25 protein-coding genes are annotated in these 26573 nt (G+C 75.1%); 19 read left to right on the top strand and 6 right to left on the bottom strand.

The annotated features are described in order from the left end of the window. Positions 1–6 precede the first annotated feature (6 nt). The 3 genes from QC029_RS17765 (at position 7) to mug (ending at position 3012) form a co-directional block, all read left to right on the top strand. Positions 7–858 (top strand): SGNH/GDSL hydrolase family protein, encoded by an 852-nt coding sequence (locus tag QC029_RS17765; protein WP_279556667.1) that lies wholly within the window; start codon positions 7–9, stop codon positions 856–858. A gap of 11 nt (positions 859–869) precedes the next feature. Then, positions 870–2300, top strand: coding sequence for an adenylosuccinate lyase (purB, locus tag QC029_RS17760; RefSeq protein WP_279556666.1), 1431 nt, complete (start codon positions 870–872; stop codon positions 2298–2300). A gap of 166 nt (positions 2301–2466) precedes the next feature. Next, entirely contained in the window at positions 2467–3012 is a 546-nt protein-coding gene (gene mug / locus QC029_RS17755) for a G/U mismatch-specific DNA glycosylase (RefSeq protein ID WP_279556684.1), read from the top strand. Positions 3013–3064: 52 nt separating this feature from the next. Here mug and QC029_RS17750 read toward each other — a convergent pair whose 3' ends face one another. Then, positions 3065–3799, bottom strand: a complete 735-nt coding sequence (locus QC029_RS17750; RefSeq protein ID WP_279556665.1) for an ABC transporter permease subunit — start codon at positions 3797–3799, stop codon at positions 3065–3067. Positions 3800–3802: 3 nt separating this feature from the next. Beyond that, positions 3803–4564, bottom strand: a complete 762-nt coding sequence (locus QC029_RS17745; RefSeq protein ID WP_279556664.1) for an ATP-binding cassette domain-containing protein — start codon at positions 4562–4564, stop codon at positions 3803–3805. Positions 4565–4673: 109 nt separating this feature from the next. Here QC029_RS17745 and QC029_RS17740 point away from each other — a divergent pair, with 109 nt between their 5' ends. The 3 genes from QC029_RS17740 to QC029_RS17730 all read left to right on the top strand — a co-directional run bounded on the left by QC029_RS17740 (position 4674) and on the right by QC029_RS17730 (position 7846). Then, the gene (locus QC029_RS17740; protein WP_279556663.1) at positions 4674–5894 is read left to right on the top strand and encodes a histidine kinase; all 1221 of its coding nucleotides are present in this window, start codon (positions 4674–4676) and stop codon (positions 5892–5894) included. 4 nt (positions 5895–5898) lie between these two features. Then, positions 5899–6549, top strand: a complete 651-nt coding sequence (locus tag QC029_RS17735; RefSeq protein WP_279556662.1) for a response regulator transcription factor — start codon at positions 5899–5901, stop codon at positions 6547–6549. Between the two features lie 142 nt (positions 6550–6691). Further along, positions 6692–7846 (top strand): ROK family protein, encoded by a 1155-nt coding sequence (locus tag QC029_RS17730; RefSeq protein WP_279556661.1) that lies wholly within the window; start codon positions 6692–6694, stop codon positions 7844–7846. A gap of 99 nt (positions 7847–7945) precedes the next feature. Here QC029_RS17730 and QC029_RS17725 read toward each other — a convergent pair whose 3' ends face one another. Then, positions 7946–8689 carry a GntR family transcriptional regulator gene (locus tag QC029_RS17725; RefSeq protein ID WP_279556660.1) on the bottom strand — a complete coding sequence of 248 codons (744 nt, stop codon included), beginning with the start codon at positions 8687–8689 and terminating at the stop codon, positions 7946–7948. 199 nt (positions 8690–8888) lie between these two features. Here QC029_RS17725 and QC029_RS17720 point away from each other — a divergent pair, with 199 nt between their 5' ends. Further along, the gene (locus QC029_RS17720) at positions 8889–9638 is read left to right on the top strand and encodes an SDR family oxidoreductase (RefSeq protein ID WP_279556659.1); all 750 of its coding nucleotides are present in this window, start codon (positions 8889–8891) and stop codon (positions 9636–9638) included. Positions 9639–9692: 54 nt separating this feature from the next. Here the strand turns inward: QC029_RS17720 and QC029_RS17715 are convergent, their stop codons facing one another. Both QC029_RS17715 and QC029_RS17710 read right to left on the bottom strand, forming a co-directional pair. Then, positions 9693–10589 carry an RNA polymerase sigma-70 factor gene (locus QC029_RS17715; RefSeq protein WP_279556658.1) on the bottom strand — a complete coding sequence of 299 codons (897 nt, stop codon included), beginning with the start codon at positions 10587–10589 and terminating at the stop codon, positions 9693–9695. A 94-nt stretch (positions 10590–10683) separates the two neighbouring features. Beyond that, positions 10684–11655 carry a DMT family transporter gene (locus QC029_RS17710; RefSeq protein ID WP_279556657.1) on the bottom strand — a complete coding sequence of 324 codons (972 nt, stop codon included), beginning with the start codon at positions 11653–11655 and terminating at the stop codon, positions 10684–10686. A gap of 47 nt (positions 11656–11702) precedes the next feature. On the opposite strand from QC029_RS17710, the gene QC029_RS17705 reads away from it, so the two are divergent. The 4 genes from QC029_RS17705 (at position 11703) to QC029_RS17690 (ending at position 17275) form a co-directional block, all read left to right on the top strand. Next, positions 11703–13313, top strand: a complete 1611-nt coding sequence (locus QC029_RS17705; RefSeq protein WP_279556656.1) for a PLP-dependent aminotransferase family protein — start codon at positions 11703–11705, stop codon at positions 13311–13313. Positions 13314–13520: 207 nt separating this feature from the next. Beyond that, the gene (locus tag QC029_RS17700; RefSeq protein ID WP_279556655.1) at positions 13521–15107 is read left to right on the top strand and encodes an alkaline phosphatase D family protein; all 1587 of its coding nucleotides are present in this window, start codon (positions 13521–13523) and stop codon (positions 15105–15107) included. Positions 15108–15144: 37 nt separating this feature from the next. Then, positions 15145–15702, top strand: coding sequence for a DUF1990 family protein (locus tag QC029_RS17695; RefSeq protein ID WP_279556654.1), 558 nt, complete (start codon positions 15145–15147; stop codon positions 15700–15702). Between the two features lie 88 nt (positions 15703–15790). Then, complete coding sequence (locus QC029_RS17690) at positions 15791–17275, top strand: GNAT family N-acetyltransferase (protein WP_279556653.1); 1485 nt, start codon at positions 15791–15793, stop codon at positions 17273–17275. Here QC029_RS17690 and QC029_RS17685 read toward each other — a convergent pair. After that, positions 17223–18482, bottom strand: a complete 1260-nt coding sequence (locus tag QC029_RS17685; RefSeq protein WP_279556652.1) for a PLP-dependent aspartate aminotransferase family protein — start codon at positions 18480–18482, stop codon at positions 17223–17225. The genes QC029_RS17690 and QC029_RS17685 overlap by 53 nt on opposite strands. A gap of 59 nt (positions 18483–18541) precedes the next feature. Between QC029_RS17685 and QC029_RS17680 the strand changes: the two genes are divergently transcribed. The 8 genes from QC029_RS17680 to QC029_RS17645 all read left to right on the top strand — a co-directional run bounded on the left by QC029_RS17680 (position 18542) and on the right by QC029_RS17645 (position 26517). Next, a complete protein-coding gene (locus QC029_RS17680; protein WP_279556651.1) occupies positions 18542–19024 on the top strand; it encodes an Lrp/AsnC family transcriptional regulator in 483 nt (160 codons plus the stop codon). A 93-nt stretch (positions 19025–19117) separates the two neighbouring features. Beyond that, positions 19118–20848 (top strand): DUF885 domain-containing protein, encoded by a 1731-nt coding sequence (locus tag QC029_RS17675; protein WP_279556650.1) that lies wholly within the window; start codon positions 19118–19120, stop codon positions 20846–20848. A 428-nt stretch (positions 20849–21276) separates the two neighbouring features. After that, positions 21277–22593: an ATP-binding protein gene (locus QC029_RS17670; protein ID WP_279556649.1), complete on the top strand. Its 1317-nt coding sequence runs from the start codon at positions 21277–21279 to the stop codon at positions 22591–22593. Next, the gene (locus tag QC029_RS17665) at positions 22590–23000 is read left to right on the top strand and encodes a roadblock/LC7 domain-containing protein (protein ID WP_279556648.1); all 411 of its coding nucleotides are present in this window, start codon (positions 22590–22592) and stop codon (positions 22998–23000) included. The genes QC029_RS17670 and QC029_RS17665 overlap by 4 nt, the downstream gene beginning before the upstream one ends. After that, the gene (locus QC029_RS17660) at positions 22997–23359 is read left to right on the top strand and encodes a DUF742 domain-containing protein (RefSeq protein ID WP_279556647.1); all 363 of its coding nucleotides are present in this window, start codon (positions 22997–22999) and stop codon (positions 23357–23359) included. The genes QC029_RS17665 and QC029_RS17660 overlap by 4 nt, the downstream gene beginning before the upstream one ends. Further along, positions 23337–23948 carry an ATP/GTP-binding protein gene (locus QC029_RS17655; RefSeq protein WP_279556646.1) on the top strand — a complete coding sequence of 204 codons (612 nt, stop codon included), beginning with the start codon at positions 23337–23339 and terminating at the stop codon, positions 23946–23948. Before QC029_RS17660 ends, QC029_RS17655 begins: the two co-directional genes overlap by 23 nt. Then, on the top strand, positions 23945–25426 hold the full coding sequence (locus tag QC029_RS17650; RefSeq protein ID WP_279556645.1) for a cytochrome P450: 1482 nt from the start codon (positions 23945–23947) through the stop codon (positions 25424–25426). The genes QC029_RS17655 and QC029_RS17650 overlap by 4 nt, the downstream gene beginning before the upstream one ends. Further along, positions 25408–26517 carry a cytochrome P450 gene (locus QC029_RS17645; RefSeq protein ID WP_279556644.1) on the top strand — a complete coding sequence of 370 codons (1110 nt, stop codon included), beginning with the start codon at positions 25408–25410 and terminating at the stop codon, positions 26515–26517. Before QC029_RS17650 ends, QC029_RS17645 begins: the two co-directional genes overlap by 19 nt. The last annotated feature ends 56 nt before the right edge of the window (positions 26518–26573 follow it).

Genomic DNA, 26573 nt, shown 5'->3' with positions numbered 1-26573 from the left:
TGCGCCATGGACACTGCAACCGACTCGCCCGCCCCGCCCGCCATCACCAGCTTCGTCGCCCTGGGTGACTCCTTCACCGAGGGCATGTCGGACCTGCTGCCGGACGGCAGTTACCGCGGCTGGGCCGATCTGCTCGCCACCCGTCTCGCCGCGCGCACGGACGGTTTCCGGTACGCCAATCTGGCGGTGCGCGGCAAACTGATCCGGCAGATCGCCGACGAGCAGGTGGACGTGGCCGCCGCCATGGGCGCGGACCTGGTGACGCTGGTCGGCGGCCTCAACGACGTACTGCGCCCCACCTGCGACATGGGCCGGGTGTGCGGCCTGCTGGAGGAGTCGGTCGCCAAGCTCGCCCCGAACTGCCGCCACCTGGTGCTCATGCGCAGCCCCGGGCGGCGCGGGCCGGTGCTGGAGCGCTACCGGGCGCGCATGGAGTACCTGTTCGACTTCATCGACGGCCTCGCCGCGCAGCACGGTGCGCTGGTGGTGGACCTGTACGGCTGCGGCGCGCTGAGCGACCCCCGGATGTGGGCCGACGACCGGCTGCACCTGACCGCCGAGGGGCACGAGCGGGTGGCCGAGGCCGTCTGGCAGCGGCTCGGGCACGAGGCGGAGGCGGACTGGCACGCGGCGCTGCCGCCCGCCGTCCTGCCCGGCTGGTACGCGCGCCGCGTCGCGGACCTGCGCTTCGCCCGCCGCCATCTGCTCCCGTGGATCGGCCGGCGCCTCACCGGGCGCTCCTCCGGCGACGGCCTCACCCCCAAGCGGCCCGACCTGGCGCCGCTGGACCCGGCCGTGGACCGGGACCGGTACCCGGCGCCCGACCTGGCACCGCTGGCCTGCGAGGACACCCCGTAGAATCCCCGGGTGTGACTGACAAGCCGCGCATCCCGAACGTCCTGGCAGGCCGCTACGCCTCCGCGGAGCTGGCCCGACTGTGGTCCCCCGAGCACAAGGTGGTACTGGAGCGGCGGCTGTGGCTCGCCGTGCTGCGGGCCCAGAAGGACCTGGGCGTCGAGGTGCCGGAGCGGGCCCTGGCCGACTACGAGCGGGTGCTGGAGGACGTCGACCTCGCCTCGATCGCCGAGCGCGAGAAGGTCACGCGCCACGACGTGAAGGCGCGGATCGAGGAGTTCAACGCGCTGGCCGGGCACGAGCACGTGCACAAGGGCATGACCTCCCGCGACCTGACCGAGAACGTCGAGCAGCTCCAGATCCGGCTCTCTCTGGAGCTGGTGCGCGATCGCGTCGTCGCCACGCTGGCCCGGCTGGGCCGGCTGGCCGCCGAGCACGCCGAGCTGGTGATGGCCGGGCGCTCGCACAACGTCGCCGCGCAGGCCACGACGCTGGGCAAGCGCTTCGCGACCGCCGCCGACGAGCTGCTGGTGGCGTACGGGCGGCTGGAGGAGCTGCTGGCGCGCTATCCGCTGCGCGGCGTCAAGGGTCCGGTGGGCACCTCCCAGGACATGCTGGACCTGCTGGGCGGTGACGGGAGCAGGCTGGCCGAGCTGGAAGGACGCATCGCCTCGCACCTCGGCTTCGGTCACACCTTCACCTCCGTGGGGCAGGTCTATCCGCGCTCGCTGGACTACGAGGTGGTGACCGCGCTGGTGCAGCTGGCCGCCGCGCCCTCCTCGCTGGCCAGGACCATCCGGCTGATGGCCGGGCACGAGCTGGTGACCGAGGGCTTCAAGCCGGGCCAGGTCGGTTCGTCGGCGATGCCGCACAAGATGAACACCCGCTCCTGCGAGCGCGTCAACGGCTTCGCCGTCATCCTGCGCGGCTACGCGTCCATGGTCGGCGAGCTGGCGGGCGACCAGTGGAACGAGGGGGACGTCTCCTGCTCGGTGGTGCGCCGCGTCGCCCTGCCCGACGCCTTCTTCGCCCTCGACGGCCTGCTGGAGACCTTCCTGACCGTGCTGGACGAGTTCGGCGCGTTCCCCGCGGTCGTCGCCCGCGAGCTGGACCGCTACCTGCCGTTCCTGGCCACCACCAAGGTGCTGATGGGCGCGGTGCGGGCCGGGGTCGGGCGGGAGACGGCCCACGAGGCCATCAAGGAGCACGCGGTGGCCTCGGCGCTGGCCCTGCGCGAGGGTGCCGAGCGCAACGAGCTGCTGGACCGGCTGGCCGCCGACGAGCGCATCCCGCTGGACCGGGAGCGGCTGGACGCCCTGCTGGCCGACCGGCTGTCCTTCACCGGAGCGGCCGGTGATCAGGTCGCCTCGGTGGTGGCCAGGATCGAGGAGATCGCCAAGCGGCGCCCGGAGGCCGCCGCCTACGCCCCGGGCGCGATCCTCTGACCGACTCCCCGACTGCCGGAGGCGCTCCCGGGAAGAAGGCCTCGTGGAAGGACCGCCAAGGGCCACGTCCGGGAGGGCCATGTCCAGGAGGATGATGTCCGGGGAGACCTCCGGCAGGGAGACGGCCGGTGGAGAGACGTCCGGGGACGAGATGACCGGGGACGAGATGACCGGGGACGAGATGGAGGCGCTGCGTGCGCGCACCGTCCCGGACGTGATCGCCGAGGGGCTGCACGTCCTGTTCTGCGGGATCAACCCCGGGCTGACCACCGCCCGGCTGGGCCACCACTTCGCCCACCCCGGCAACCGCTTCTGGCCGGTGCTGCACGCCTCCGGTTTCACCCCCCGGCGGCTGAAGCCCTCGGAGCAGGAGGAGCTGCTGTCGTACGGCCTGGGCATCACCAACATCTCCCCCCGTCCCACCGCCCGTGCCGACGAGCTGTCGCCCGAGGAGTACCGCACGGGCGGGCGGGTGCTGACCGAGAAGGTGGCCCGGCTGCGCCCCGGCTGGCTGGCGGTGGTCGGCGTGACCGCCTACCGGGCCGCCTTCGGCGACCGGAAGGCCCGGATAGGCCCGCAGGAGGCGGCGATCGGCGGCACCCGGGTGTGGGTGCTGCCCAATCCGAGCGGGCTCAACGCCCACTGGACGCTGGAGACGATGGCCGAGGAGTACGGCCGGCTGCGGGCCGCCGCGTTCGACGGCCCGTCCTGACGGCGGCCGGCCCCGGCCTCCCGCGGGGTTTCCCCGCGCGACCGCCCCGCCGTCAGGCGTCGCGGCGGCGCAGCACGATCAGTCCCGCGCAGAGCGCCGCGGCCGTCCAGGCGGCCATCACCGCCAGGCCGGTCCACGCGTCCAGCGGCCCCTCCGGCACCGGATGGAGCACCTGCTGCCCGGCCCGGTCCGGCAGGAACCACGCGTCCTCGCCCACCACCGGCGATATCAGGAAGACCAGCGGCACGAGCAGTCCCAGCGCGCCGGCCGTGCTCCGCACCGCGGCCGCGGCGCCGGCGGACAGCAGGACCAGCAGGGCCAGGTAGATCCCGCAGCCGAACCCGGCCCGCAGCACGCCGGGATCACCGAGGCCGACCCCGTGCTCGCCCAGCAGCGCCTGGCCGACCGCCACGGTGGCCAGGCCCGTGGGCAGGCCGACGGCGAGCGCGAGGCCGCCGACGACGGCGAGCTTGGCGCCGTAGAACGTCTCCCGGCGGGGCACGGCGGCCAGTGAGAGGCGGATGGTGCCGTGGCCGTACTCGCCCGCGACGGCCAGTACGCCGAAGCAGATCGCGGCCACCTGGCCGAAGTTGAGGCCGAAGAAGGAGAAGGAGACCGGCTCGAAGCCGGGGCTGTCGCTCTCGGCCTCGCCGAGGAAGGCGGTGACCAGGGCTCCGATGCCGACCGTGGCGACCAGGACGGCCGACAGGTTGCCCGCCAGCGAGGGCGCCGTGCGGACCTTGAGCCACTCCGACCGGAGCGCGGCGGTGAACGGCGTGTTCCGCACCCCTCACACCTCCCTCTTCGCTCGGTAGCGCGCGGCGCCGGCGGTCAGCCGCAGGTACGCCGCCTCCAGCGAGTCCGGCTCCGCCGGGTCGCCGTGCTCGCACAGGAAGTCCACCAGCGGGGCGTCGGCCAGCAGCCGCCCGGCGCCGAGCACGACGACCTGGTCGGCCATCCGCGCCACCTCCCCCATCAGATGGCTGGAGACCAGCACCGTGCGGCCCTCGTCCGCCAGGCGTCTCACCGACTCCCGCAGCCAGACCATCCCTTCGGGGTCGAGGCCGTTGGAGGGCTCGTCGAGCAGCAGCACCGGCGGTTCGCCCAGCAGGGCGGCGGCCATGCCCAGTCTCTGCCGCATACCGAGGGAGAAGGTCCGCACCCGGCGCCGGGCGGCGGGCGCTATGCCGGTCTCCTCCATCACCTCCTCGACCCGGCGGTCGGGGATGCGGTTGCTGCTCGCCAGCACGCGCAGGTGGTCGCGGGCGGTGCGCCCCGGATGGGCCGCGCCGGCGTCCAGCAGCGCGCCGACGTGCCGCAGCGGCTCGGGGTGCGCCGTGTAGGGGCGGCCGCCCAGCAGGGCCCTGCCCGAGGTGGGCCGGTCCAGGCCGAGGACGAGGCGCATGGTGGTGGACTTGCCCGCGCCGTTGGGTCCGAGGAACCCGGTGACGCGGCCGGGGCGGATGGTCGCGGTGAGCCGGTCCAGGGCGCGGACGGCCTTCCCGCCCCTGCCGTACTCCTTGGTCAGCCCGCACAGTTCGATCGAGGTCATGGCCACCACGCTGCCGCCCCGCGGGGGTTTGCCGCCTCCCCCGCCCGTGGGTTCCGTCTCCCCCGCGCGGGGGAGGCGCGGTGATCGCGCGCGCTGGCACGATGGCGGCATGTCCTCTCGTCTTCCGGCCACCGTGCGCGCGCTGGTGCAAGCACCGGCGCGGGCGGTCACCTACACCCGCTGGCTGCACCTGGCGCTGGGCGGGCTGGCGGCGATGGTGGTGACGCTGGTCTTCCCCGGGCTCGAGGAGGGCCCCGCGTGGCAGTGGCTGGGGGCGCTGGCGGTGCCCGTCGGGCTGGCCGCGGTCTTCGGCCTGGGGGTGCCGGTGCTGCGGCAGGCCGAGGGGATCCAGGCCAGGCTGATGCTCGTCCCCGGGCAGCGCGAGCCGCTGAGCCCGGACGCCGCGGAGACGGGGATCGCGGTGGCGCCGTCGGCCTCGTGGTCCGACCGGTGCCGCACGGCGCTGTGGCTGGCGCTGCGGGTGGCGCTCGGAGCGCCGCTGACGGTGGCGTCCGTCTGGCTGCTCGTACCCGCGTGGCACCTGGCCTTCTCGCTCGGCGGCTGGTACGCCCTGCTGGCCCCGCTGCCGCCCTTGCTGCTGCTGGCGCTGGTCGTGGGGGCGGGAGCGCTGATGACCGCGCTGGCCAGGCGGCTGCTGGCGCCGTCGGCGGCCGAGCGGCTGGCCGCCCTGGAGAAGCGCACCGAGCGGCTGCTGGAGCACAACCGGCTCGCCCGCGAACTGCACGACTCCATCGGCCACGCCCTGACCGCCACCGTCGTGCAGGCGGGCGCGGCCCGGGCCGCCGGGTCGGCGGAGTTCACCGAACGGGCGCTGACCGCCATCGAGGACACCGGGCGGCGGGCCCTGGAGGACCTGGAGCGGGTGCTGCGGCTGCTGCGGGAGGACGGCGACCGGCCGGCCGGGAAGCCGCCCCTGCTGGAAGACGCCTCCCAACTGCTGGAGTCGGCACGGGCCTCGGGCGCCCTGGTCACCGCCGAGATCGAGGGCGACCTCGGCACCGTACCGGCCGCGATCTCCCGGGAGGGTTACCGCATCCTCCAGGAGGCGCTGACCAACGTGCTGCGGCATGCGGGCCCGGTCTCCGTCGGTGTGACGATGGCGACGGTCCGGGACACACTGCGGCTGGAGGTCCGCAATCCCCTCCCCGAGGCGTACGCGCCGTCGGGGAAGGGCAGCGGACTGCGCGGCATACGCGAGCGGGCCGTGCTGCTCGGCGGCACGGCGGACGCCGGACCGGCCGGAGGAACCTGGCGGCTGGCGGTCAGCCTCCCCCTGGGCGGGCACGTGCGCGAGGGGTGGGGCGGGTGATCGTGTGAGCGTCACGGTGCTGCTCGTCGACGACGAGGAACTGGTGCGGGCCGGGCTGCGCGCGATCCTCGACGCGCAGCCGGACATCGAGGTCGTCGGTGAGGCAGCCGACGGTGCGACGGTCGTCCCCCTGGTGCGCCGGCTGCGCCCGGACGTGGTCGCGCTGGACGTGCGGATGCCGCTGCTGGACGGCATAGAGGCGACCCGGGCGATCCTGCGCTCGGTGCCCGATCCGCCCGGCATCCTGGTGATCACCACCTTCGAGGAGGACGCCTACGTCTACGAGGCACTGCGCGCCGGGGCGAACGGCTTTCTGCTGAAGCGGGCGCGCCCCGCGGAGATCGTGCACGCGGTACGGCTGGTCGCGGAGGGCGATTCGCTGCTCTTCCCGGCCGCCGTACGGCGGCTCGCCGCCGGGCACGGCAACGACAGCGCCCGGCGGACGCTGCAGCGGGCGGCGCTGACGGGCCGGGAACGGGAGGTGCTGCGGCTGATGGCCGGCGGGCTGTCGAACGCGGAGATCGCGGGCCGTCTGGTGCTGGGCGGCGAGACGGTGAAGTCCCACGTCAGCTCGGTGCTGGCGAAGCTGGGAGCGCGTGACCGCACCCAGGCGGTGATCACGGCGTACGAGTCGGGCTTCGTCACGCCGGGCTGACCTCCGGAAGGCCGCGGGCGCCGCCCCGCCGCCCCGCCGGAGCGGTGCCCGCGGTTCTCCGCACGTCTCCCCCGGCTCTCGCCCCCTCCCCGCTCACCGGATACGATCCGCCCACACATGCGCACTTCCCAGGAGGCGGACGTTGGGGCGGCTCACCGGCAGAGATCCCTCCCTGTTGCGCAGGATCAACTCCACGGTCGTCCTGCGCGCGCTGCGCGCGGACGACGGCGCGCCGACGCTCTCCGACCTCGTCCAGGCCACGGAGTTGTCCCGGCCGACGGTCGAGGGCGTGGTGGAGCAGTTGGTGGAGGCCGGTCTGGCGGCCGAGACGGCCGCCGGCCCCGGTGACGTCCGGCGGCAGGGGCGGCCGGCGCGCCGCTACCGCTTCCGGGCCGAGGCGGGCCATCTGCTCGGCATCGAGATCGGCCCGCACCGGGTGGCCGCCGTCCTCTGCGATCTGTGCGGGAACCGGCTGGGCACGGTCGGGCGCGAGGTGTCCGAGCAGGCGTCGGCGGACGAGCGGCTGGAGCGGGCGCGCGGTGTGGTCGCCGAACTGCTGCGCACCTGCGAGATCCCGCGCAGCACCCTGCGCGCGGTGGGGGTGGGCAGCCCGGGGATCGTCGAGGCCGACGGCACGGTGCGGCTGTGCACCGCCCTGCCGGGCTGGACCGGGCTGCCGCTGGGCGAGAGACTGCGGCGCTCGTTCCGCTGCCCGGTGCTGGTGGAGAACGACGCCAACGCCGCCGTGCTGGCCGAGCACTGGAAGGGCGTGGCCGCCGGGGTCGACGACGTGGTGTTCGTCCTGGCCGGGCTGAGCCCGGGCGCCGGTTCGCTGATCGGCGGACGGCTGCACCGGGGGTTCGGCGGCGCGGCCGGGGAGATCGGCGCGCTGCACCTGCTGGGCCGGGAGGCCACCCCGGAGCACCTGCTGTCCACGACCGGTGAACCGCTGCACCCGCTGGACGAGGCGGCGGTGGCCCGGGTCTTCGCCCTGGCCCGGGAGGGTGAGGAGCGGGCACGGCAGGCCGTGGAGCGGTTCATCCGGCGGCTGGTGCACGATGTGGCCGCGCTGGTGCTGGCCCTCGATCCCGAGCTCGTGGTCGTCGGCGGCTGGGCCACCGGGCTCGACGGGGTCCTGGATCCGCTCCGCCGCGAGCTGGAGCGCTACTGCCTGCGGCCGCCGAGGGTCGCGCTGTCCCTGCTGGGCGGGGAGGCCATCGCGACCGGCGCGCTGCGGCTGGCGCTCGACCACGTCGAGGAGGAGCTGTTCACCGTGGAGGGCACCGTCGCCCGCTGACGGGCCGCCACACCGGCACCGCCGGCCGGGCGGTGGTGCCGGGCGGTGAAGCCGGGCACCGGCCGGGGGCTGAAACCCCGGTTCAGCCGGCCACCCGGTTCAGCCGGCCAGCAGCGAGAGCCCCGCGGAGTCGCCGAAGGTGAGGCGGCAGGTGTCGGCGCGGTAGGTGGAGACCGCGACCGCCGCGGTGCCGCCCGCGGCGAGGTAGCGGGTGGTGACGACGAGGACGGGCGCGCCGGGCAGCCGGTCGAGCCGCTTGGCGTCCTCGGCGCGGGCGGAGCCCAGCTCCACGGCCCGTTCCTGGCCGCCCAGTTCGAGGCGGTTCAGCTCGCGGAGGACGGCTCGGCCGCGGGCGGCGCCCGCGTCGGTCTCGATGCCGGACATCCCGGGCACCGAGGCGGCCGGTACGTACAGCATCTCGGTGGCCACCGCCTGACCGTGGGCCATGCGGACGCGGTGGACGGTGTACACCGTCCGGTCGGTGTCCGTGCCGAGCGTCCTGGCCACCGCGGCGGGCGGCACGGCCTCCTCGCAGCACTCGGTCTGCCAGGCGTCGCCCGGGGCGCCGGGCCAGCTGTGCTGGGCGGGGTTGACGTCGACGCCGACGCGCGGCGGGGCGACGGTGGTGCCGACCCCGCGGCGGCGCTGGAGGCGGCCCTCCAGCTCCAGCTGCTCCAGGGCCTGGCGGAGCGTGGCGCGGGCGACGCCGAAGCGCGCGGCCAGCTCGCGTTCGTTGGGCAGGACCTCCCCCACCGCGAACTCCGAGTCGAGCGCCTCCGAGAGCACGGTCTTGAGGTGCCAGTACTTCGGCTCCGGCACCGTCTCCAGTCGCGTGGTCCCCACCCTTGCCTCCGCAGTCGCCGTGTCCCGTCGGATTTATGCGCGCTTCTTTTTTAAAGGTTGTTGCGTATGCCGACGATAGGGAGCGGCGGCCCACTTGGTCAAGACCAATCCGACCCGCTAGCGTGCCGAGTCACGGAGACGGTCGCGGGGAAGCGGCCGGAGGGGCCGGAAGAGGGCCGGAAGAGGGCGAGGGTCGGGCATGGAGAAACGGGTCACGGTCGTCACCGGCGGCAGCCGCGGCATCGGAGCGGCGATCGCCCGGCGGCTGGCACGGGCCGGGCACGCGGTCGCCGTCGGCTACGAGCGGTCCCGCGAGGCGGCCGAGGAGACGGTGGAGGCGGTGCGCGCCGCGGGCGCCGAGGCGGTCGCCGTACGGCTGGACACCCGCGTGGAGGACGAGGTCGACGCCCTCTTCGAGGAGGCGTCCCGGAAGCTGGGCGCGGTCACGGGCGCGGTCCTCAACGCCGGGATCACCGGGCCCCTGGGCCGTTTCACCGAGACCTCCACCGAGGTGATGCGCCAGGTGGTGGACGTCAACGTCATGGGCACGCTGCTGTGCGCACGGCGCGCGGCCCGGGAGATGTCCACGCGGTACGGCGGCTCCGGCGGCTCGATCGTCACCGTCTCCTCGTGCGCGGCCACCCTCGGCAGCCCGGGCGAGTACGTCCACTACGCCGCGACCAAGGCCGCGCTGGACGCCATGACGGTCGGGCTCGCCAAGGAGCTCGGGCCCGACGGGGTACGGGTGAACTCCGTCCAGCCCGGGACGATCCTCACCGACATGCACGCCACGATGGGCGACCCGCAGCGGCCGTGGCGCAAGGCCGAGGTGATCCCGATGGGCCGCCCCGGGGAGCCGGAGGAGGTGGCCGGCGCGGTCGCCTGGCTGATGTCGCCGGAGGCGTCGTACACCACCGGCGCGGTGCTGCGGGTGAGCGGCGGGCTGTAGGGGCGGGCCGCAGGAGCCGGCCATGGGAGCCGGTTATGGGAGCGGGGCCGTCCCTCACACGGCGAGGCGGGCCAGCTTGTCCGGGTTGCTGACGACGTAGACGCACCGGACCAGCCCGTCGGCCACGTCCAGGGAGAAGACGGCGTAGGGGCGCCCGCCGGAGGTGACCAGCACGGCCGGCCCGCCGTTGATCTCCCGCAGGACGATGTCCGCGCCGGGGACGGGCGTGCGGGAGACGGCCGCCAGGAAACGGCCCACCTTGTCGGCGCTGACGACGGTCCGCAGCGGCGCCTTGGCCTTCCCGCCGCCGTCGCCGACCAGCCGTGCGTCGGGGGCGAGGAGGGCCAGCAGCCCGTCGAGGTCGCCCTCGGTGGCGGCGGCCAGGAAACGCTCGGTCAGTTCCCGCCGCTGCCCGGGGTCGACCTCGAAGCGCGGGGCGCGCTCGTCGACGTGGCGGCGGGCCCGGGCGGCGAGCTGCCGTACGGCGGCCTCGCCGCGGTCCAGGATCCCCGCGATCTCGGAATGGGGCAGGCCGAAGGCCTCGCGCAGCACGAACACCGCCCGCTCCAGCGGGGAGAGCGACTCCAGCACCACCAGTACGGCCAGGGAGACGGACTCGGCGAGCACCACGCGTTCGGCGGTGTCCGGGACGGTGCCGGCGTAGTCGGTGGCCAGCGGCTCGGGCAGCCAGGGCCCGACGTACGCCTCGCGCCGGGACCGCACCTGGCGGAGCCGGTCGACGGCCAGCCGCGTGGTGGTCCGCACCAGGTAGGCGCGGGGCTCCCGTACGGCCGCGCGGTCGGCCGCGGACCAGCGCAGCCACGCCTCCTGCACGACGTCCTCGGCGTCGGCCACCCGGCCGAGCATGCGGTAGGCCACTCCGAACAGGACCGGCCGGTGCTCCTCGAAGGCCCCGGCCGCGTCGGCGGCGCCGGTCGCGCTGTCGCTCACCGGGGCATCATCCCACCCGGCGCCGCCGCGGTCCCCTCCCCCCTCTTCCCGGTGGGGGCGGTCCCGTCGCACGGCACCGGGCGCCACCGACGGGTCATCCCGGGGGCCGCCGGCCGGCGGTCCGGTCCGGTGCGGGCGCCTCCCGTACGGGTACGTCCCGTACCGCCGGGCGGCGGGTCAGGGCGCCCGAGCCCAGCGCGACTCCCGCACCGACCAGCAGGCTGCCGCCCGCCTGCGCCCAGCCGTGGGATCCGGTGCCGACGAGCGGGGCGGTCAGCGCCGCGCAGACCGGGATGAGCCCGGAGAAGAGCGTGGCCCGCTCCGCGCCGATGCGGCGGACGCCCGCGTACCAGCAGACGAAGCCCACCACCGTCACCACCACCGCCTGCCAGAGCAGCGCCACCGCCTCGCCCGGCTCCGGCACGCGCAGCCAGGCGCCGCCGTCGAACACCACGCCGAGCAGCGCGGCCTCCACCGCCGCCAGACCGCAGGCCGCCGCGGACAGCAGCCGGGCGCCCAGCGGGCGCACCAGGGGGACGGCGATCACCGCGAACCCCACCTCGCCCGCCAGCGCGGCAGCCGACCACAGCAGCCCGGCGGCGTCGGTGCGCCCCCAGCCCTGCACGGCGAGGGCTCCGGCCGCCACCAGCAGCGCCCCGTACACCACCGGCCGGGTGGGGCGGCGGCCGTCCAGCGCGGGGGCGATCACGGCCACGACGACCGGCGCGCAGCCGACCAGTACGCCGGGCACCGCGGGTTCGGCGGTCCGTTCGGCGGCCAGCACGGCGAGGTTGAAGCCGACCATGCCGACGGCGGCGAGCAGCCCGAGGCGCGCCCACTGGCGCGCGGTCAGCAGGCGCAGGGGCGCGAGCGCCCCGCGTCCGAGCAGCGGCAGGAGCAGCAGGCACGCCAGGCCGTAGCGCAGGGCCTGGCCGCCCGCGTAGGGATAGTCACCCAGCACGCTGTTGGCGGTGAAGGAGGCGCCGACCAGGCAGCAGGCGGCGGCTGCGAGCAGGGCGCCGCGGCGGTGCGCGGCGGCGGGGGGAACGGAAGCAGGGAAGGTCACGGGGCCGACGCTAGGCAGCGGCGCGGTCCGGTTTAAGGTCCACTTCCATGGGCGTTACGGGGACCACTTCCGGCGGGGAGTCAGGTGCGGGGTCCGGCACGGGGGCGGGCACGGGGTCGGGCACGGGGACCGATACAGGGCCCGGTACGGGGTCGGGCACGGGATCCGCTTCCGGTCCGGGCGGGGCGGCGGCGTGGGAGCTGCTGCTGCCCGTCTCCTCGGCCGCGCCCCGGCAGCGCGGTCGCGTCCTCCAGACCCGTCTGCGCGAGGCGGTGCGCTCGGGGAGGCTGGCGCCCGGTTCCCGGCTGCCCTCCAGCCGGGAGCTGGCCGCCGATCTGGGGGTGTCCCGCGGGCTGGTCACGGACGCGTACGAACAGCTGACCGCCGAGGGCTACCTCACCAGCGGCCGGGGCGCGGGCACCTGGGTGGGCACCTGGTTGGATGGTGCCGCGCGCACCGCCCCGGCCGCCGCCCCGCCCGACGGGGAGCGCGCGCCCGCGCCCGCCGTGGACTTCCGGCCCGGCTCCCCGGACCCGTCGCTGTTCCCCCGTACCGCCTGGGCGGCCGCCCACCGCAGGGCGCTGGCCTCACTCCCGCACCACGCCCTGGGCTACCCCGACCCGCGCGGGCTGCCCGAGCTGCGCGCGGCGGTGGCCGCCCTGCTGGCGCGGCGGCGCGGGGTGGTCGCCGACCCCGCGCGGGTGGTGGTCTGCTCGGGCGTGGCGCAGGCGATGACGCTCCTGGCCCTCACCCTGCGCGGGCGCGGGCGGCGGACGGTGGCGGTCGAGGCCCCGGGGAGCCCCGAGCACGCGGCGCTGTTCGCGGCGGCCGGGCTGCGCACCGCACCGGTCGGCCTGGACGCGGAGGGACTGCTCCCCGGAGAGCTGGCGGCGTCGGGCGCGAGGGCCGCGGTGCTCACCCCCTCCCACCAGTTCCCGTCCGGCATCGCCTACTCCGCGGCGCGCCGCGCGGCGCTGCTGGCCTGGGCCCGCGATGCCGACGGGCTGCTGGTGGAGGACGACTACGACGGCGACTTCCGCTACGACCGGGCGCCCGTCGGCGCGCTCCAGGGCCTGGACCCGCTGCGGGTGGCCTACACCGGATCGGTCAGCAAGTCCCTCGCGCCGGGGCTCCGGCTGGGCTGGCTGGTCGTGCCGGACGGCCTGGCCGAGGAGCTGGTGGAGCGCAAGCGCACCATGGACCTGGGCCATCCGGTCCTGGACCAGGCCCTGCTGGCCGACTTCATCGCCCGGGGCGAGTACGACCGGCAGTTGCGCCGCTGCGGACGCGCCTACCGGCAGCGGCGCGACGCCCTGCTGCGGGCGCTGGCGGAGCACGTCGGGGACGCGGAGGTGACGGGGATCGCCGCGGGGCTCCACGTCATCGTCGCCCTGCCGCCCCGGTACGGCCCGCAGGAGCGCCTCCTGGCCGGCACGGCGCGGGCGGGGGTGGCCGTACGGCCGCTGTCCGACTACGGCCCGCCGCCCGCGACGTCCCGCGACGGGAGCGGGGACGGCGGGGACTGGAGTGACAGCGGGGACGGCGGGGACGATGGTGACGACGGGCGCGTCCGGCTGGTGCTGGGCTACGCGCATCTGGCGCCCGGCCGGATCGCCCACGGCGTGCGGCTGCTGGCGGAGGCGGTCCGGCGCCCGTGAGGGGGGAGCGGCGGTCCTCCCCGCGGCCGCCGCGGCTCTTCCGCGGCCCTCACGTCCTCCGGGTGGATTTCCTGGTGGAAGGGGCACCACGGCGTTCACCCGGAGCAGGTCTCCGCGCGGCGGCGCGGTTCCCCGCCGTTCGCCTCGCGGAGCCACCATGACCGGCCGTACCACCCCCGCTCCATCCGATGCACAGGAGGTTCGTCCATGACAAGAGGGGATTCACCGGAGGGCGCGGCGCCCGGACGGCGCACGGTCCTGCGCGGCACGCTGGCGGCTTCGGCCGCCCTCTCCCTGCCGGCCGCGGCGCTGGGTCCGGCCGCGCCCGCGCTGGCGCTGTCGGGACGGCCGCGGGCCGGATGGGGCGTGCAGACGGGGGACGTGACGGCCACGTCCGGTCTGGTGTGGGTGCGCTCGGACCGTCCGGCCCGGATGCTGGTGGAGACCTCCGCCACCGAGTCCTTCCGCAACGCGCGCCGCTGGTACGGCCCCCTCCTCGGCCCGGGCACGGACTTCACGGGGACGACGGCGCTGCACGGGCTGGAACCCGGGCGGCAGGTGCACTACCGGGTGGTGCTGGCCGACCCGGACGACCCCCGCCGCACCGGCGAACCGGTGTACGGCACCTTCCGCACCGCACCGGCACGGCGCCGGGACGGGGTGCGGTTCGTCTGGTCGGGCGACCTGGCCGGGCAGGGCTGGGGCATCAACCCCGACCGGGGCGGCTACCCGATCTTCGACGAGATGGCCGGGCTGGACCCGGACTTCTTCCTCTTCAGCGGCGACACCGTCTACGCCGACGGTCCGCTGACCGAGACCGTCGCGCTGCCCGGCGGCGGTACGTGGCGCAACGTGGTGACGGAGGAGAAGTCGAAGGTCGCCGAGACCCTCGACGAGTACCGCGGGAACTTCCGCTACAACCTCATGGCCGAGTCGCTGCGGCGCTTCAACGCCCGGGTGCCCTCGATCGTGCAGTGGGACGACCACGAGGTGGTCAACAACTGGTATCCGGGCGAGATCCTCACCGACGCGCGCTACACCGAGCGGCGCGTGGACGTGCTGGCGGCGCGGGCGCGGCAGGCCTTCGGCGAGTACTTCCCCCTCTCCCCGCAGCGGCGCGACCGCGACGGGCGGATCTACCGGGTGGTGCGCCACGGCCCGCTGCTGGACGTCTTCGTGCTGGACATGAGGACCCACCGGAACGCCAACTCCCCCGGTCTGGAGACCTCCGACCCGCAGGGCGTGCTGGGCGCGGAGCAGCTGGCCTGGCTCAAGCGGGAGCTGGCGCGCTCGCGCGCGGTGTGGAAGGTGATCGCCTCGGACATGCCGCTGGGCCTGATCGTCCCCGACGGCGGGGACGTCGAGGCGGTGGCGCAGGGCGACCCGGGCGCGCCGCTGGGGCGTGAGCTGCAGATCGCCGAGCTGCTGCGGTTCGTCAGGCACCGGCGGATCACCGGCACGGTGTGGCTGACCGCCGACGTGCACCACACCTCGGCCCAGCACTACGACCCGGCACGGGCGGCCTTCAAGGACTTCGCGCCGTTCTGGGAGTTCGTCTCCGGGCCGCTGAACGCGGGCGCCTTCCCCGCGAGCGCGCTGGACGGCACGTTCGGCCCCGAGCGGGTCTTCGTCAGGGCTCCGGAGCGCGGCAACGTCCCGCCGGGCGAGGGCTACCAGTTCTACGGCCAGGTGGACGTCGACGGCGACAGCGGCGAGCTGACGGTGCGGCTGCGCGGGGAGGGCGGCGCGGTGCTGTTCACCAAGGTGCTGCGGCCGGGCCTCGTCGGGCAGTAGGCGGCAACGGTCGCGGGAGTGCGTACGCTTTTCGTCCATGGACGGAAGCGACGACCGCACGGACGATCCCACCGCCGGTCTGACCTACGCCGGGGCGGGGGCGACCCGCGGGGACGACCCGTCCGGCTACCCGCCGGGCTTCGGGCGCCTGCGGGTGCGCACCCGCCTCGGCTCGGGCGAGGAGGTCTTCCGGGCCGCCGGGCGGGCCGTGCTGGCCTGGCGGATGCACCGCGCCATGGGTGTGGAGATGGCGACCGCCTCCCCGCGCGCCGAGCCCGGGGTGCGCGTGGTGGTGGGCCTGGGCGCCGGACGGCTGAGGATCCACGCCCCGTGCCGGGTGGTGTGGACGGTGGAGGGCGAGCGGCGGGCCGGCTTCGGCTACGGGACGCTGCCGGGCCACCCGGAGCGCGGCGAGGAGGCGTTCGTCGTCCGGTGGGCGGACGACGGGACGGTGTGGCTGGAGGTACGGGCGTTCAGCCGCCCCGAGCTGTGGTGGGCGCGGGCCGCCGGTCCGCTCGTCCCACTGTTCCAGCGGCTGTACGCCCGGCGGTGCGGGGCGGTGCTGCGGCGGCTCTCCCGCGCCTCCCGCGCATGACAAAAAGGGCATGGTGCCCAGAAGGCCCTTAACCCATCGGTCACAGACCGTTCGTGATCGCGCAACACCGGTCGGCGAGAGTGGCGGCATGACCGCATCCTCCGCACACCGCGCAGACCGCCGCACCGCTCGCCGCACCGCTCGCCGCGCCTCCCGCCGCGGGGCCCGGGGCCCGCACCACTGGCGGCACGACCTGGTCGAGCTGGCGGCGCTGTTCACGGCCGTGACCGTGGCCGACAGCATCGCCAAGACGGTGGCGCACGGGCCCGACGGCCCCACGCTGCTGGTCCTGTCGGCCGCCGCCCTGCTGGCCACGGTCGGGATCCACACCTGGTGGGCGCGGCGCCACCCCCACCCGCCGCCCGATCCCGGCGGCAGTACGGCGGACACGGGCCGTACTGCCGCCGCGGACTCCGCGGGGCCCCCGGCGCCCCCCGCGCCCGCGCCGTCCGACCGGGAGCCGCCGGTGCTGTGGCGGCTGCGCACCACCGTGCGGGAGAAGCCCGGCTCCCTGGCCGCGCTGTGCACCGTCCTGGCGGAGCTGCGGGTGGACGTCGTCGGCCTCCAGACGCACCCGCTGGGCGAGGTGACGGTGGACGAGTTCCTGCTGCGGGCGCCCCGCGCGCTGGAGGCCGCCGAGCTGACCCGGGCGGCGACCGCGGCGGGCGGCCGGGACACCTGGCTGGAGCGGGCCGACGCCCACGACCTGGTGGACACCCCCGCCCATGTGCTGGGCCTGGCCACCCGTACCGCCCTGGACAGCGCCGAGCTGCCGCTCGCCCTGCGGCAGTTGCTCGGCCGCTGCACGATCCGCTCGGTGCCCGCGCGGCCGGGCGGCCGGCCGCCCGGGGAGGAGACCCCGGAGGACGGCGTGCTGGAGGAGACGGTGATGCGGATGCGCGATCCGCGCGGCGGGACGATCGTCGTCGAACGCCCCTGCCCGCCCTTCACCCCGACCGAGTTCGCCCGGGCGCGCGCCCTGGTCGAGCTGGACGCCCGGCTGGACGGGACCCTCGCGGCCGCCGCCGGGGAGGGGGCGGTGGGCCGGGTGCCGCGCCGCCGCGAGACGCTCACGCTCCCCGAGGGGAACGAGATCACCGTACGGCGGGCGGGCACCCGCGATCTGGAGGCCGCCCGGGCGATGCACAGGCGCTGCTCGGAGCGGACCCTGTCCTCGCGCTACCACGGTCCGGTCAAGGACGCCGACCGCTATCTGGACCACCTGCTCAGCCCGCGCTTCGGCCGCACCCTGGCGGCCGAGACGGCGTCGGGGAAGCTGGTGGCGCTCGGCCACCTGATGTGGGACGGCGACGAGACCGAGGTGGCCCTCCTCGTCGAGGACGTCTGGCAGCGCCGCGGCATCGGCGCCGAACTGCTGCGCCGGCTGGTGGCGATGGCCGCCGAGGCGCGCTGCGAGAGCGTCTACGCCGTGACGCAGTCGCACAACACCGGCATGGTGGCGGCCATGCGCGGTCTGGGGCTGCCGCTGGACTACCAGGTCGAGGAGGGCACCCTGGTGATCACCGCCCGGCTCGCTCCGGTTCCCGCCGCCGCGGAGACGGGGCGGCACTGACGTCCGCGGCGCCCCCGGCCCGCCCTCCGGCCCCGCCCGCGGCCCCGCGGGCGGGGCCGAGTGCCGCGTCGAGGTCGCGCCACAGGTCCTCGGCGTCCTCCAGACCGACCGACATCCGCAGCAGCCGCTCGCTGATCCCGCCGGTGCGGCGGTCGTCCTCCCCGATGATGCGGTGGCTGATGGAGCCGGGGTGCTGGATGAGGGTGTCCACGCTGCCGAGGCTGACCGCCGGGGTGATCAGCCGCACTCCCGCGATCACCTCGTGCGGGTCCCCGTGCACCTCGAAGGAGACCATGGCGCCGCCCAGTTCCGGGTAGTGCACCCGGGCGATCCGCGGGTCGTCCGCCAGGCGCCGGGCCAGTTCGGCGGCCGTGGCGGACTGCGCCCGCATCCGCACCGGCAGGGTGGACAGGCCGCGCAGCAGCAGGTAGCCGGCGAGCGGGTGGAGCACGCCGCCGGTGGCGAAGCGCACCTTCCGCAGCTCGCGGGCCGTCTCCTCGTCGCAGGCGACGACGCCGCCGAGGACGTCGCCGTGGCCGCCCAGGTACTTGGTGGCGCTGTGCAGCACGATCCGGGCGCCGTGCTCGACCGGGCGCTGCAGGACGGGGGTGGCGAAGGTGTTGTCGACCAGCAGCGGCACCGAACCGCAGGAGTGCGCCACGGCCCTCAGATCGATTTCGGACAGAGTCGGATTGGCCGGTGTCTCCACCATCACCAGACCGGTGTCGGGGCGTATGGCGTCGGCGATGCCGGCCGGGTCCGTCCAGGTCACCTCGGTGCCCAGCAGCCCGCTGGTGAGCAGGTGGTCGCTGCATCCGTACAGCGGCCGGACCGCGACGACGTGCCGCAGCCCCCGGGCGGCGCGCACCAGCACCACGGCCGTGAGGGCCGCCATGCCGCTGGCGAAGGCGACGGCCGCCTCGGCGCCCTCCAGCCGGGCCAGGGCCGTCTCGAAGCGCGCCACGGTGGGGTTGTCGAGCCGGGCGTAGACCGGCGGGCCCTGCAGCCGGGCGCCGGTGGCGGCGAACTCGTCCAGCCGGGCGGCCTCGGCCCGGCTGTCGTGGGACGGGTAGGTGGTGGACAGGTCCAGGGGGGCGGCGTGCAGCCCGAGGGCGGCGAGGTCCTCGCGCCCGGCGTGCACGGCCTCGGTGGCCAGCGAACGGGTGGGAGCCGGCGGTGTCGTGTCCATGCTGTCCTGGTGGGTCATGCCGCGATGTTGAACAACTACCGGCGTGTAGCGGAAAACGACCGTGCTATGTTCGGCCGATGTCCGATTCCGTCGCACTCGACCCGGTCGATCTGGAGATTCTGCGCCTTCTGCAGAACGACGCCCGGACCACCTACCGCGATCTCGCCGCCGCCGTCGGCGTCGCTCCCTCGACCTGTCTGGACCGGGTGGCGCGCCTGCGCCGCGGCGGGGTGATCCTCGGCCATGCGCTACGACTGGATCCAGCCAAACTCGGAAGGCCTCTGGAGGCCCTTCTGTCGGTCCAGGTCCGTCCCCACCGCAGGGAGTTGATCGGCCCGTTCGTGGAACGCGTCCGGGCGCTGCCGGAGTCGCGGGCCCTGTTCCACCTGACCGGCCCCGACGACTACCTCGTCCACGTGGCGGTCGCCGGGACCGCCGACCTCCAGCGGCTGGTGCTGGACGAGTTCACCTCGCGCCGGGAGGTGGCCCGGGTCGAGACGCGGCTGATCTTCCAGCAGTGGACGTGCGGCCCGCTGCTGCCGCCCGCGCAGCAGCGGTGACGCGGCGCCCGCACGGCGGTCCGTGCGGGCGCGCGCCGGCGAAGACGGACTCCCCGGTGACGCGGCGAGCGCCGCCGTACCAGGATGAGGCCCATGTCCGACGCCACGAACACCTCATCCGGCACCTCGTCCGGCACCTCATCCGTCACCGCGCCCCTGCCCCGGCAGGTCGCCGACGCCTACGTCGACGCCCTCGTCGAACTCGACCCGATCCTCGGCACCTACCTCGGCCTCCCCGGCGGCTCGGGGCGGTTGCCCGACTTCTCCCCCGACGGCCAGGAGGCCCGGGCCGCCCTGGGCCGCGCCACCCTGGAGCGGCTCGCCGAGGCCGAGCGGCGGCCCGGCGGCGACGGCGACGCGGAGCGGCGCTGCGCGCGCCTGCTGCGCGAGCGGCTGACCGCCGAACTCGCCGTGCACGAGGCGGGCGAGGGACTGCGCGCCGTCAGCAACCTCCACTCCCCGGCGCACTCGGTGCGCGGCGTGTTCACCCTCATGCCGACCGCGACCGACGAGGACTGGGCGGCCGTCGCCCGGCGGATGGGCGCCGTGCCGGCGGCCCTGGAGGGCTACCGCGCCTCGCTGGCCGAGGGGCTGGCCGGCGGGCTCCCGGCCGGCCCGCGCCAGGTGGCCACGGTGATCGGTCAGCTCGGCGAGTGGATCGGCGAGGGCGGCGGCGGGAGCTGGTTCGCCTCCTTCGCCGCCGACGGCCCCGAGTCCCTGCGCGCCGAGCTGGACAGGGGCGCCGCGGCGGCCGCCGGCGCCGTGGCCGGCCTGCGCGACTGGCTGCGCGACACCTACGCCCCGGCCGTGCAGGGTGCCCCGGACATCGTGGGCCGCGAGCGGTACCGGCGGTGGTCGCGCTACTGGAACGGCACCGACCTGGACCTGGAGGAGGCGTACGCGTACGGCTGGGAGGAGTACCACCGCGTCCACGCCGAGATGCGCGCCGAGGCCGAGAAGGTCCTGCCCGGCGCGGCGACCCCCTGGGAGGCGCTGCGCCACCTCGACACGCACGGCGAGGCGGTCGAGGGCGTGGAGGAGACCCGGGTGTGGCTCCAGGAGCTGATGGACGAGGCGATCGAGAAGCTGGACGGCACGCACTTCGAACTGGCCGGACCCGTCCGGCGCGTGGAGTCCATGATCGCCCCGCCCGGCGGCGCCGCCGCGCCGTACTACACCGAGCCGTCGCTGGACTTCTCCCGGCCGGGCCGCACCTGGCTGCCGACGATGGGCGAGACGCGCTTCCCCGTCTACGACCTGGTCACCACCTGGTACCACGAGGGCGTTCCCGGCCACCACCTCCAGCTCGCCCAGTGGACGTACGTCGCCGACCGCCTCTCGCGCTACCAGACGTCGGTGGGCATGGTCAGCGCCAACGCCGAAGGCTGGGCGCTGTACGCGGAGCGGCTCATGGACGAACTCGGCTTCCTGCACAACGCCGAGCTGCGGCTGGGCTACCTGGACGCGCAGATGATGCGTTCCACCCGGGTCGTCGTGGACATCGGCATGCACCTGGCCCTGGAGATCCCGGACCACTCCCCCTTCCACCCCGGCGAGCGGTGGACCCCCGCCCTGGCCCAGGAGTTCTTCGGCCTGCACAGCGGGCGCCCGGCGGACTTCGTGGAGAGCGAGCTGGTGCGGTACCTGGGCATGCCGGGCCAGGCGATCGGCTACAAGCTGGGCGAACGGGCCTGGCTGAAGGGGCGCGAGGCGGCACGCGCGGCACGCGGCGAGGCCTTCGACGCCAAGAGGTGGCACATGGACGCGCTGTCGCTGGGCTCGCTGGGTCTGGACGACCTGGTGGCGGAGCTGTCCGCGCTCTGAGCGCCGCACGGCATCCCGCGGGGCGCGCGGGCGACGGCTCGCGCGCCCCGCGAGGGGCGGGCCTCCGGGGCCGCGCGGCGGTTCTCCGCCCCTCCTCGCGCCATCCTCGTGGCGGGGTGCGGTGGCGCCGTAGCGCCGCGGCACCCCGCCATGCAGCCGTCATATGGCTGTCACGTTTTCGACACGTTGCTGGTGTACAGAACCGGTTCGCGGAAAGTCCCGCCGCCCTCCTCCGGCCGCCCCGCGGGCCCTCCGGTCCGACGCCATAGCAGACGATCATCCGCACGGCCACAGCCTGGCCATTTCCCCTCCCTCGCCCCTGCCGGGGTCCTACGCTGTCGTCGCACGCGACCCGTGATCCCCCCGGTCGGCCACACCCGGCGGTTTGACCGTTTCTTCCCGCAACGACGCGTCCGCGAGGAAAGTTGATGACCGATATAACGACTGTGGCGAGCCTGCTCGGCTCGGGCCTGGCAGTGGCCCTCGCACCGGTGGCGGTGCGCCAGGCCCGTCTGATCCGCGAGCTGCGGACACAGTTGTCCGACGTCCGTTCCGGCAACCGGGCGCGGGACGCCGAACTGGCCCGGCTGGCCGGGGTGAGCCTGCCGGCGACCGTCCAGGCCGTCGGCGACCGGCAGCCCGTGCCGGAGCTCCCCCCGGTCTCCGCGGAACTGGCCGGAACGCCGTTCGCCCGCCACCTCGGCGACCTCCAGGAGCAGGTCGTGCGCGCCCTCACCGACGCCGAGGGCCGCACCGCGCAGATGACCCAGGCGACGCTGCTCTCCGTGGCCCGCACCCTCCAGGCGCTGGCCAACAAGCAGCAGATGGCCGTCACCGACATGCTCAGGAAGCACGACTCGCCCGAGGTGCTGGGCGATCTGCAGGTGGTCGACCACGCCACCGCCCAGATCCTGCGCCGCGCCCAGGCGATCACCGTGGTGTGCGGCTCCTACCCGGGCCGCCAGCACAACGCCACCCCGCTCAGCGACGTGGTGCGGGGCGCGGTCAGCCGCATCCTGGACTTCCGGCGCGTCAAGATCTTCCACGACGAGGGCGACCGCGCCGTCGTCGGACGGACCGTGGAGGGTCTGGTGCTCGCGCTCGCCGAGCTGCTGGAGAACGCCACCCGCTACTCGCACCCGGACACCAAGGTGCTGGTGCAGTTCGAGCGCGCGCACAACGGACTGTCCGTCATCGTCGACGACAAGGGCGTGGGCCTGCAGCCGGGCGAACGGGAGCGGGCGCAGCGCCTGCTGTCGGGGCAGTCCCCCGTCAGCATCACCCAGCTCGGCGACCCGCCGAAGTTCGGCTTCGCGGTGATCGGCCTGCTGAGCGCCCGGTACGGGTTCGAGGTGTCGGTGACCAAGTCCCCCTACAGCGGCGTGCGGGCCGTGACGTTCCTGCCCAGCTCGCTCCTCACCGACGCCGCCCCGACCCGGCCGGTGGCCGCCGCCGGCTCCTCCGGCTCCCGGCCGGAACCCGCCGCGGCGCCGGGTGCGGCGGGACCGGCGGCCGGCGCGACGACCGCGGGCGGACTGCCCAAGCGGCGTCGGCGCACCGCCGACGCGCCGACGCCCGCCATACCGGCGCCCCGCTCCGCCGGGCAGCCGGAGTCCGGCCGCTCGCCGCGGGAGTCCGCGGCCACCCTGGGCGGCTTCGCCCGCGCCGCACGGGCCGCCCAGCGCACCACGTCGACACCCGAGGGGTCCGCGCCCGGAGGGTCTGAAGGGAACACCGAGGCATGATCTTCGACAACGAGAAGCTGGCCTGGATGCTGAGCCAGCTCATGGACCAGCCCGAGGTCCACGACGCCCTGCTGGTCTCGGGGGACGGCCTGGTGCGGGCGTGCACCCCGAACCTCGACCGGGACACCGCCGAGCAGATGGCCGCGGCGCTGGCCGGGGTGCAGGCCACCTCCAGCGCCAGCGCCCGGCTGTGCCGCTCCGAGCCCGAGTCGTGGGAGCAGAGCCTGACGCAGTTCCGCGACGGGTACGTCATCACCATCCGGGCGGGCGACGGCAGCTTCCTCACCGTGGGCACCTCCGGCGCGGCGGACGTGGAGGCCATCGGCTTCCGGATGCACCAGCTGGTGGCGCAGCTCGGCGGGCAGATGGCCAGCGAACCCCGCCACGACCCGGGCAGTCCGACATGACGCCCCGCCGCGCACGCACGGACCTGGTCCGGCAGTACGTCATCACCGGCGGCCGCCACGAGCCCAGCCGCAACACCCACGCCCTGGAGCTGGTCACCCTCGTCACCGCGACCGGTGACCGGCCCCTGGCGGAACTGGAGCCGGAGCAGCAGAGGATGGTCCGGCTCTGCCAGGGCGGCTACCTGTCGGTGGCGGAGGTCGCCGGCCACGTGCGGCTCCCCGTGTCCGTCACCACGATCCTGCTGGCGGACCTGATCGACAGCGGCCACGTGGTCGCGCGCAAGCCCCCGCCGGTGGCCCGGCCCACCGACCTCGACGTCCTGGAGAAGGTCCTGGATGGCCTCAACAACATTCTCTGACAGCGGCATCTACGTTCGCGACACCGTCCAGACCGCCGCGAAGCTGCTCGTCGTCGGGCCGTTCGGCGTCGGCAAGACCACGCTGATCGGCGCGGTCAGCGAGATCGAGCCGCTGCGGACCGAGGAGGTCATGACGCAGGCCGGCGCGCTGGTGGACGACCTCAAGGGCGTGGAGGAGAAGAGGACGACCACCGTCGCGATGGACTTCGGCCGCCTCACCCTCTCCCCCGAGCTGGTGCTGTACCTGTTCGGCGCGCCCGGCCAGCAGCGCTTCGTGCGGGTGGGGCCGGTGTGGCAGCAGCTGACCCGGGGCGCCTACGGCGCCCTGGTGCTGGCCGACACCCGGCGTCTGGACGCCTCCTTCGACGCGATGGAGATGGTGGAGCGGCACGGCCTGCCGTACGCGGTCGCCCTCAACTCCTTCCCCGACTCGCCGCGCTTCCCGGACGAGGAGCTGCGCGAGGCCCTCGACCTGAGGCCCGAGACCCCCTTGGTCGACTGCGACGCGCGGGACCGCGCCTCCGCCGCACGGGCGCTGATCGCCCTGGTCAAGCACGTCCGCACCTACTACCAGGAGCACGTTTCGTGACAACCCCGCCTTCCGGCCCGGACACGGTCCCCCCGCCGGGCTGCCCCGCCCACCGGGCCTCGGGGGTGCCCGCCGGCCTCTCCGCCGGCGGTCTGCCCCCGCTGTACGGACCCGACTTCGCCGCCGACCCGGACGCCACCTACGCCAGGCTCCGCGCCCAGGGCCCGGCGAGCTGGGTGGAACTCGCCCCCGGCGTCCCGGCCATCGTGGTCACCGACTACGACGCGGCGCTGGAGGTCCTGCGCAGCTCGCAGTTCAGCAAGGACGCCCGCCGCTGGACGGCCCTGAACCAGGGGCAGATCCCGATGGACAACCAGGTCGTCCCGATGATGGGCTTCCGGCCCAGTCTGCTGTTCGCCGACGGCGACCGGCACCTGCGGCTGCGCAGGACCGTCGACGACGCCCTGGCCCGCGTCGACTCCTACCGCGTGCGCGCCTTCGTGCAGCGCAGCGCGACCGCGCTCATCGACGAGTTCGGCCCCGCGGGCTCGGCGGACCTGGTCTCCCAGTACGCCGAGCGCCTTCCGGCACTGGTGTTCACCCAGCTCTTCGGCTGCGACGACGCGCTGGCGGACCGGATGTCCCGGGCGTGCGCGCGGATGATCGACGCCGAGCCCACCACCGCCCAGCGGGGCAGCGAGGACCTGGCCCGCTGCCTGGGCGAGCTCATCGCCGTCAAGCGCCGCTCCCCCGCCGCCGACGTGACCTCCTGGCTGCTGCACCACCCGCTGGGGCTGTCGGACGAGGAGATGATCCACCAGCTGGTGGTCCTCATCGGCGCGGGCACCGTCCCGCAGTCGGCCTGGATCTCCAGCGCGATCATGCTGCTGCTGACCGACGACCGGTTCGCCGGCGACCTCTCCGGCGGCAGCCTCACCGTCTCCGACGCGCTCAACGAGGTGCTGTGGGAGCAGTCGCCGATGGCGAACTTCTGCTTCCACTACGCCACGAACGAGTACGACCTGCGCGACGACTCCGGCGCCGGGCTGCTGATCCCCCCGGGCGTCCCGGTGCTCATCAGCCACGCGGCCGCCAACACCCAGGAGCCGCGCGACGGCGGCGGCGACCGCCGGGCCGCCAACCACGCGCACCTGGCGTTCGGCGCGGGGCCGCACGTGTGCCCCGCGCAGAGCATCTCGGAGATCATCACCGACGTGGCGATCGAGACGCTGCTGGACGTGCTGCCCGACGTGGCGCTGGCCGTCCCCGCGTCCGAACTGACCTGGCGCCCCGGTCCCTTCCACCGCAGCCTGTCCGCGCTGCCGGTGACCTTCCCGGCACTCTCCGCGTCCGGCTCCGCGCCCGTGCACACCCCCGCCCCGTCCGACCCCACATCCGGAGGTCAGCCATGGAATCCCCCGACGTCCACGTCCTCGACCCCACAGGCCGCGACCTCCACGGCGAGGCGGCCCGCCTCCGCGCCCGGGGGCCGGCGACGCAGGTGGAGCTCCCCGGTGGCGTGGTTGCGTGGTCGGTAACCGGACACGAGCACATCAAGCGGCTGGCGGGCGACCGGCGGGTCTCCCGTGACCCCCGGCAGCACTGGCCGGACCTGGAGCGAATACCCCAGGACTGGTCGCTGAACGTGTGGGTCCGGGTGGTCAGCGCCTTCACCAGCTACGGCGCCGAGCACCGCCGGCTGCGCAACATGATCGCCCCCTCCTTCACGCCCCGCCGCACCGAGGCGCTGCGCCCCCGCGTCCAGGAGATCGTCGACGGCCTGATCACCGACCTGGAGGCCGCCGAGCCGGGCGAACCGGTCGACCTGCGCGCCCGGTTCGCGTACATCATCCCCAACGAGGTGATCTGCGAGCTGTTCGGCGTCCCCGCCGAGATGCGCGCCTGGACCCGCCGGGTCATGGACGCCGTCCTGAACACCGGCGCCTCCCCCGAGCAGGCGCGGGCCGACTACGCCGAGATGTGGGCCTGCATGCGCGCGCTCGCGGACGTCAAGCGCGCCCGGCCGGGCGACGACATGACCAGCGAGCTGATCGCCGCCCGCGACGGCGACTTCGCGTTCGACGAGGAGCAGTTGATCAGCACCCTCGTGCTGATGATCGGCGCGGGCAGCGAGACGGCCGTCAACCTGATCGCCAAGGCCACCCACGCCCTGATCACCCGTCCCGACCAGCTCGCCCTGGTCCGGGAGGGGAAGGCGGGCTGGGACGACGTGATCGAGGAGACGCTGCGCGTCGACGGCCCGATCATGCACATGCCCCTGCGCTACGCGGTGGAGGACATCGACCTCGACGGCGTGACGATCCGCAAGGGGGACCCCATCATCCTGGCCTTCGGCGCCGCGGGCCGCGACCCCGCCCTCCACGGCGAGGACGCCGACGCCTTCGACCTCACCCGCTCCGAACGGGAGCACCTGGCGTTCGGCTACGGCGTCCACTTCTGCCTCGGGGCGCCCCTGGCCCGCATGGAGGCCGCCATCGCGCTCCCGGCCCTCTTCGAACGCTTCCCGGACATGCGCCTGGCCGCCGGACCGGACGGGCTGACGCCCCAGGCGTCCTTCATCGCCAACGGCCACCAGACCCTGCCGGTCCACCTCAAGCCCGCCTCCTGAGGCCTCCCGGCCCCCGCCGGGCCGGCGGGGTCGGCGGGCCCGGCGGGGCCGGCGGG

This window comes from Streptomyces sp. DH37, assembly GCF_029813835.1.
Taxonomy (GTDB): domain Bacteria; phylum Actinomycetota; class Actinomycetes; order Streptomycetales; family Streptomycetaceae; genus Streptomyces.
This window is presented reverse-complemented; position numbering and strand designations above follow the sequence as displayed.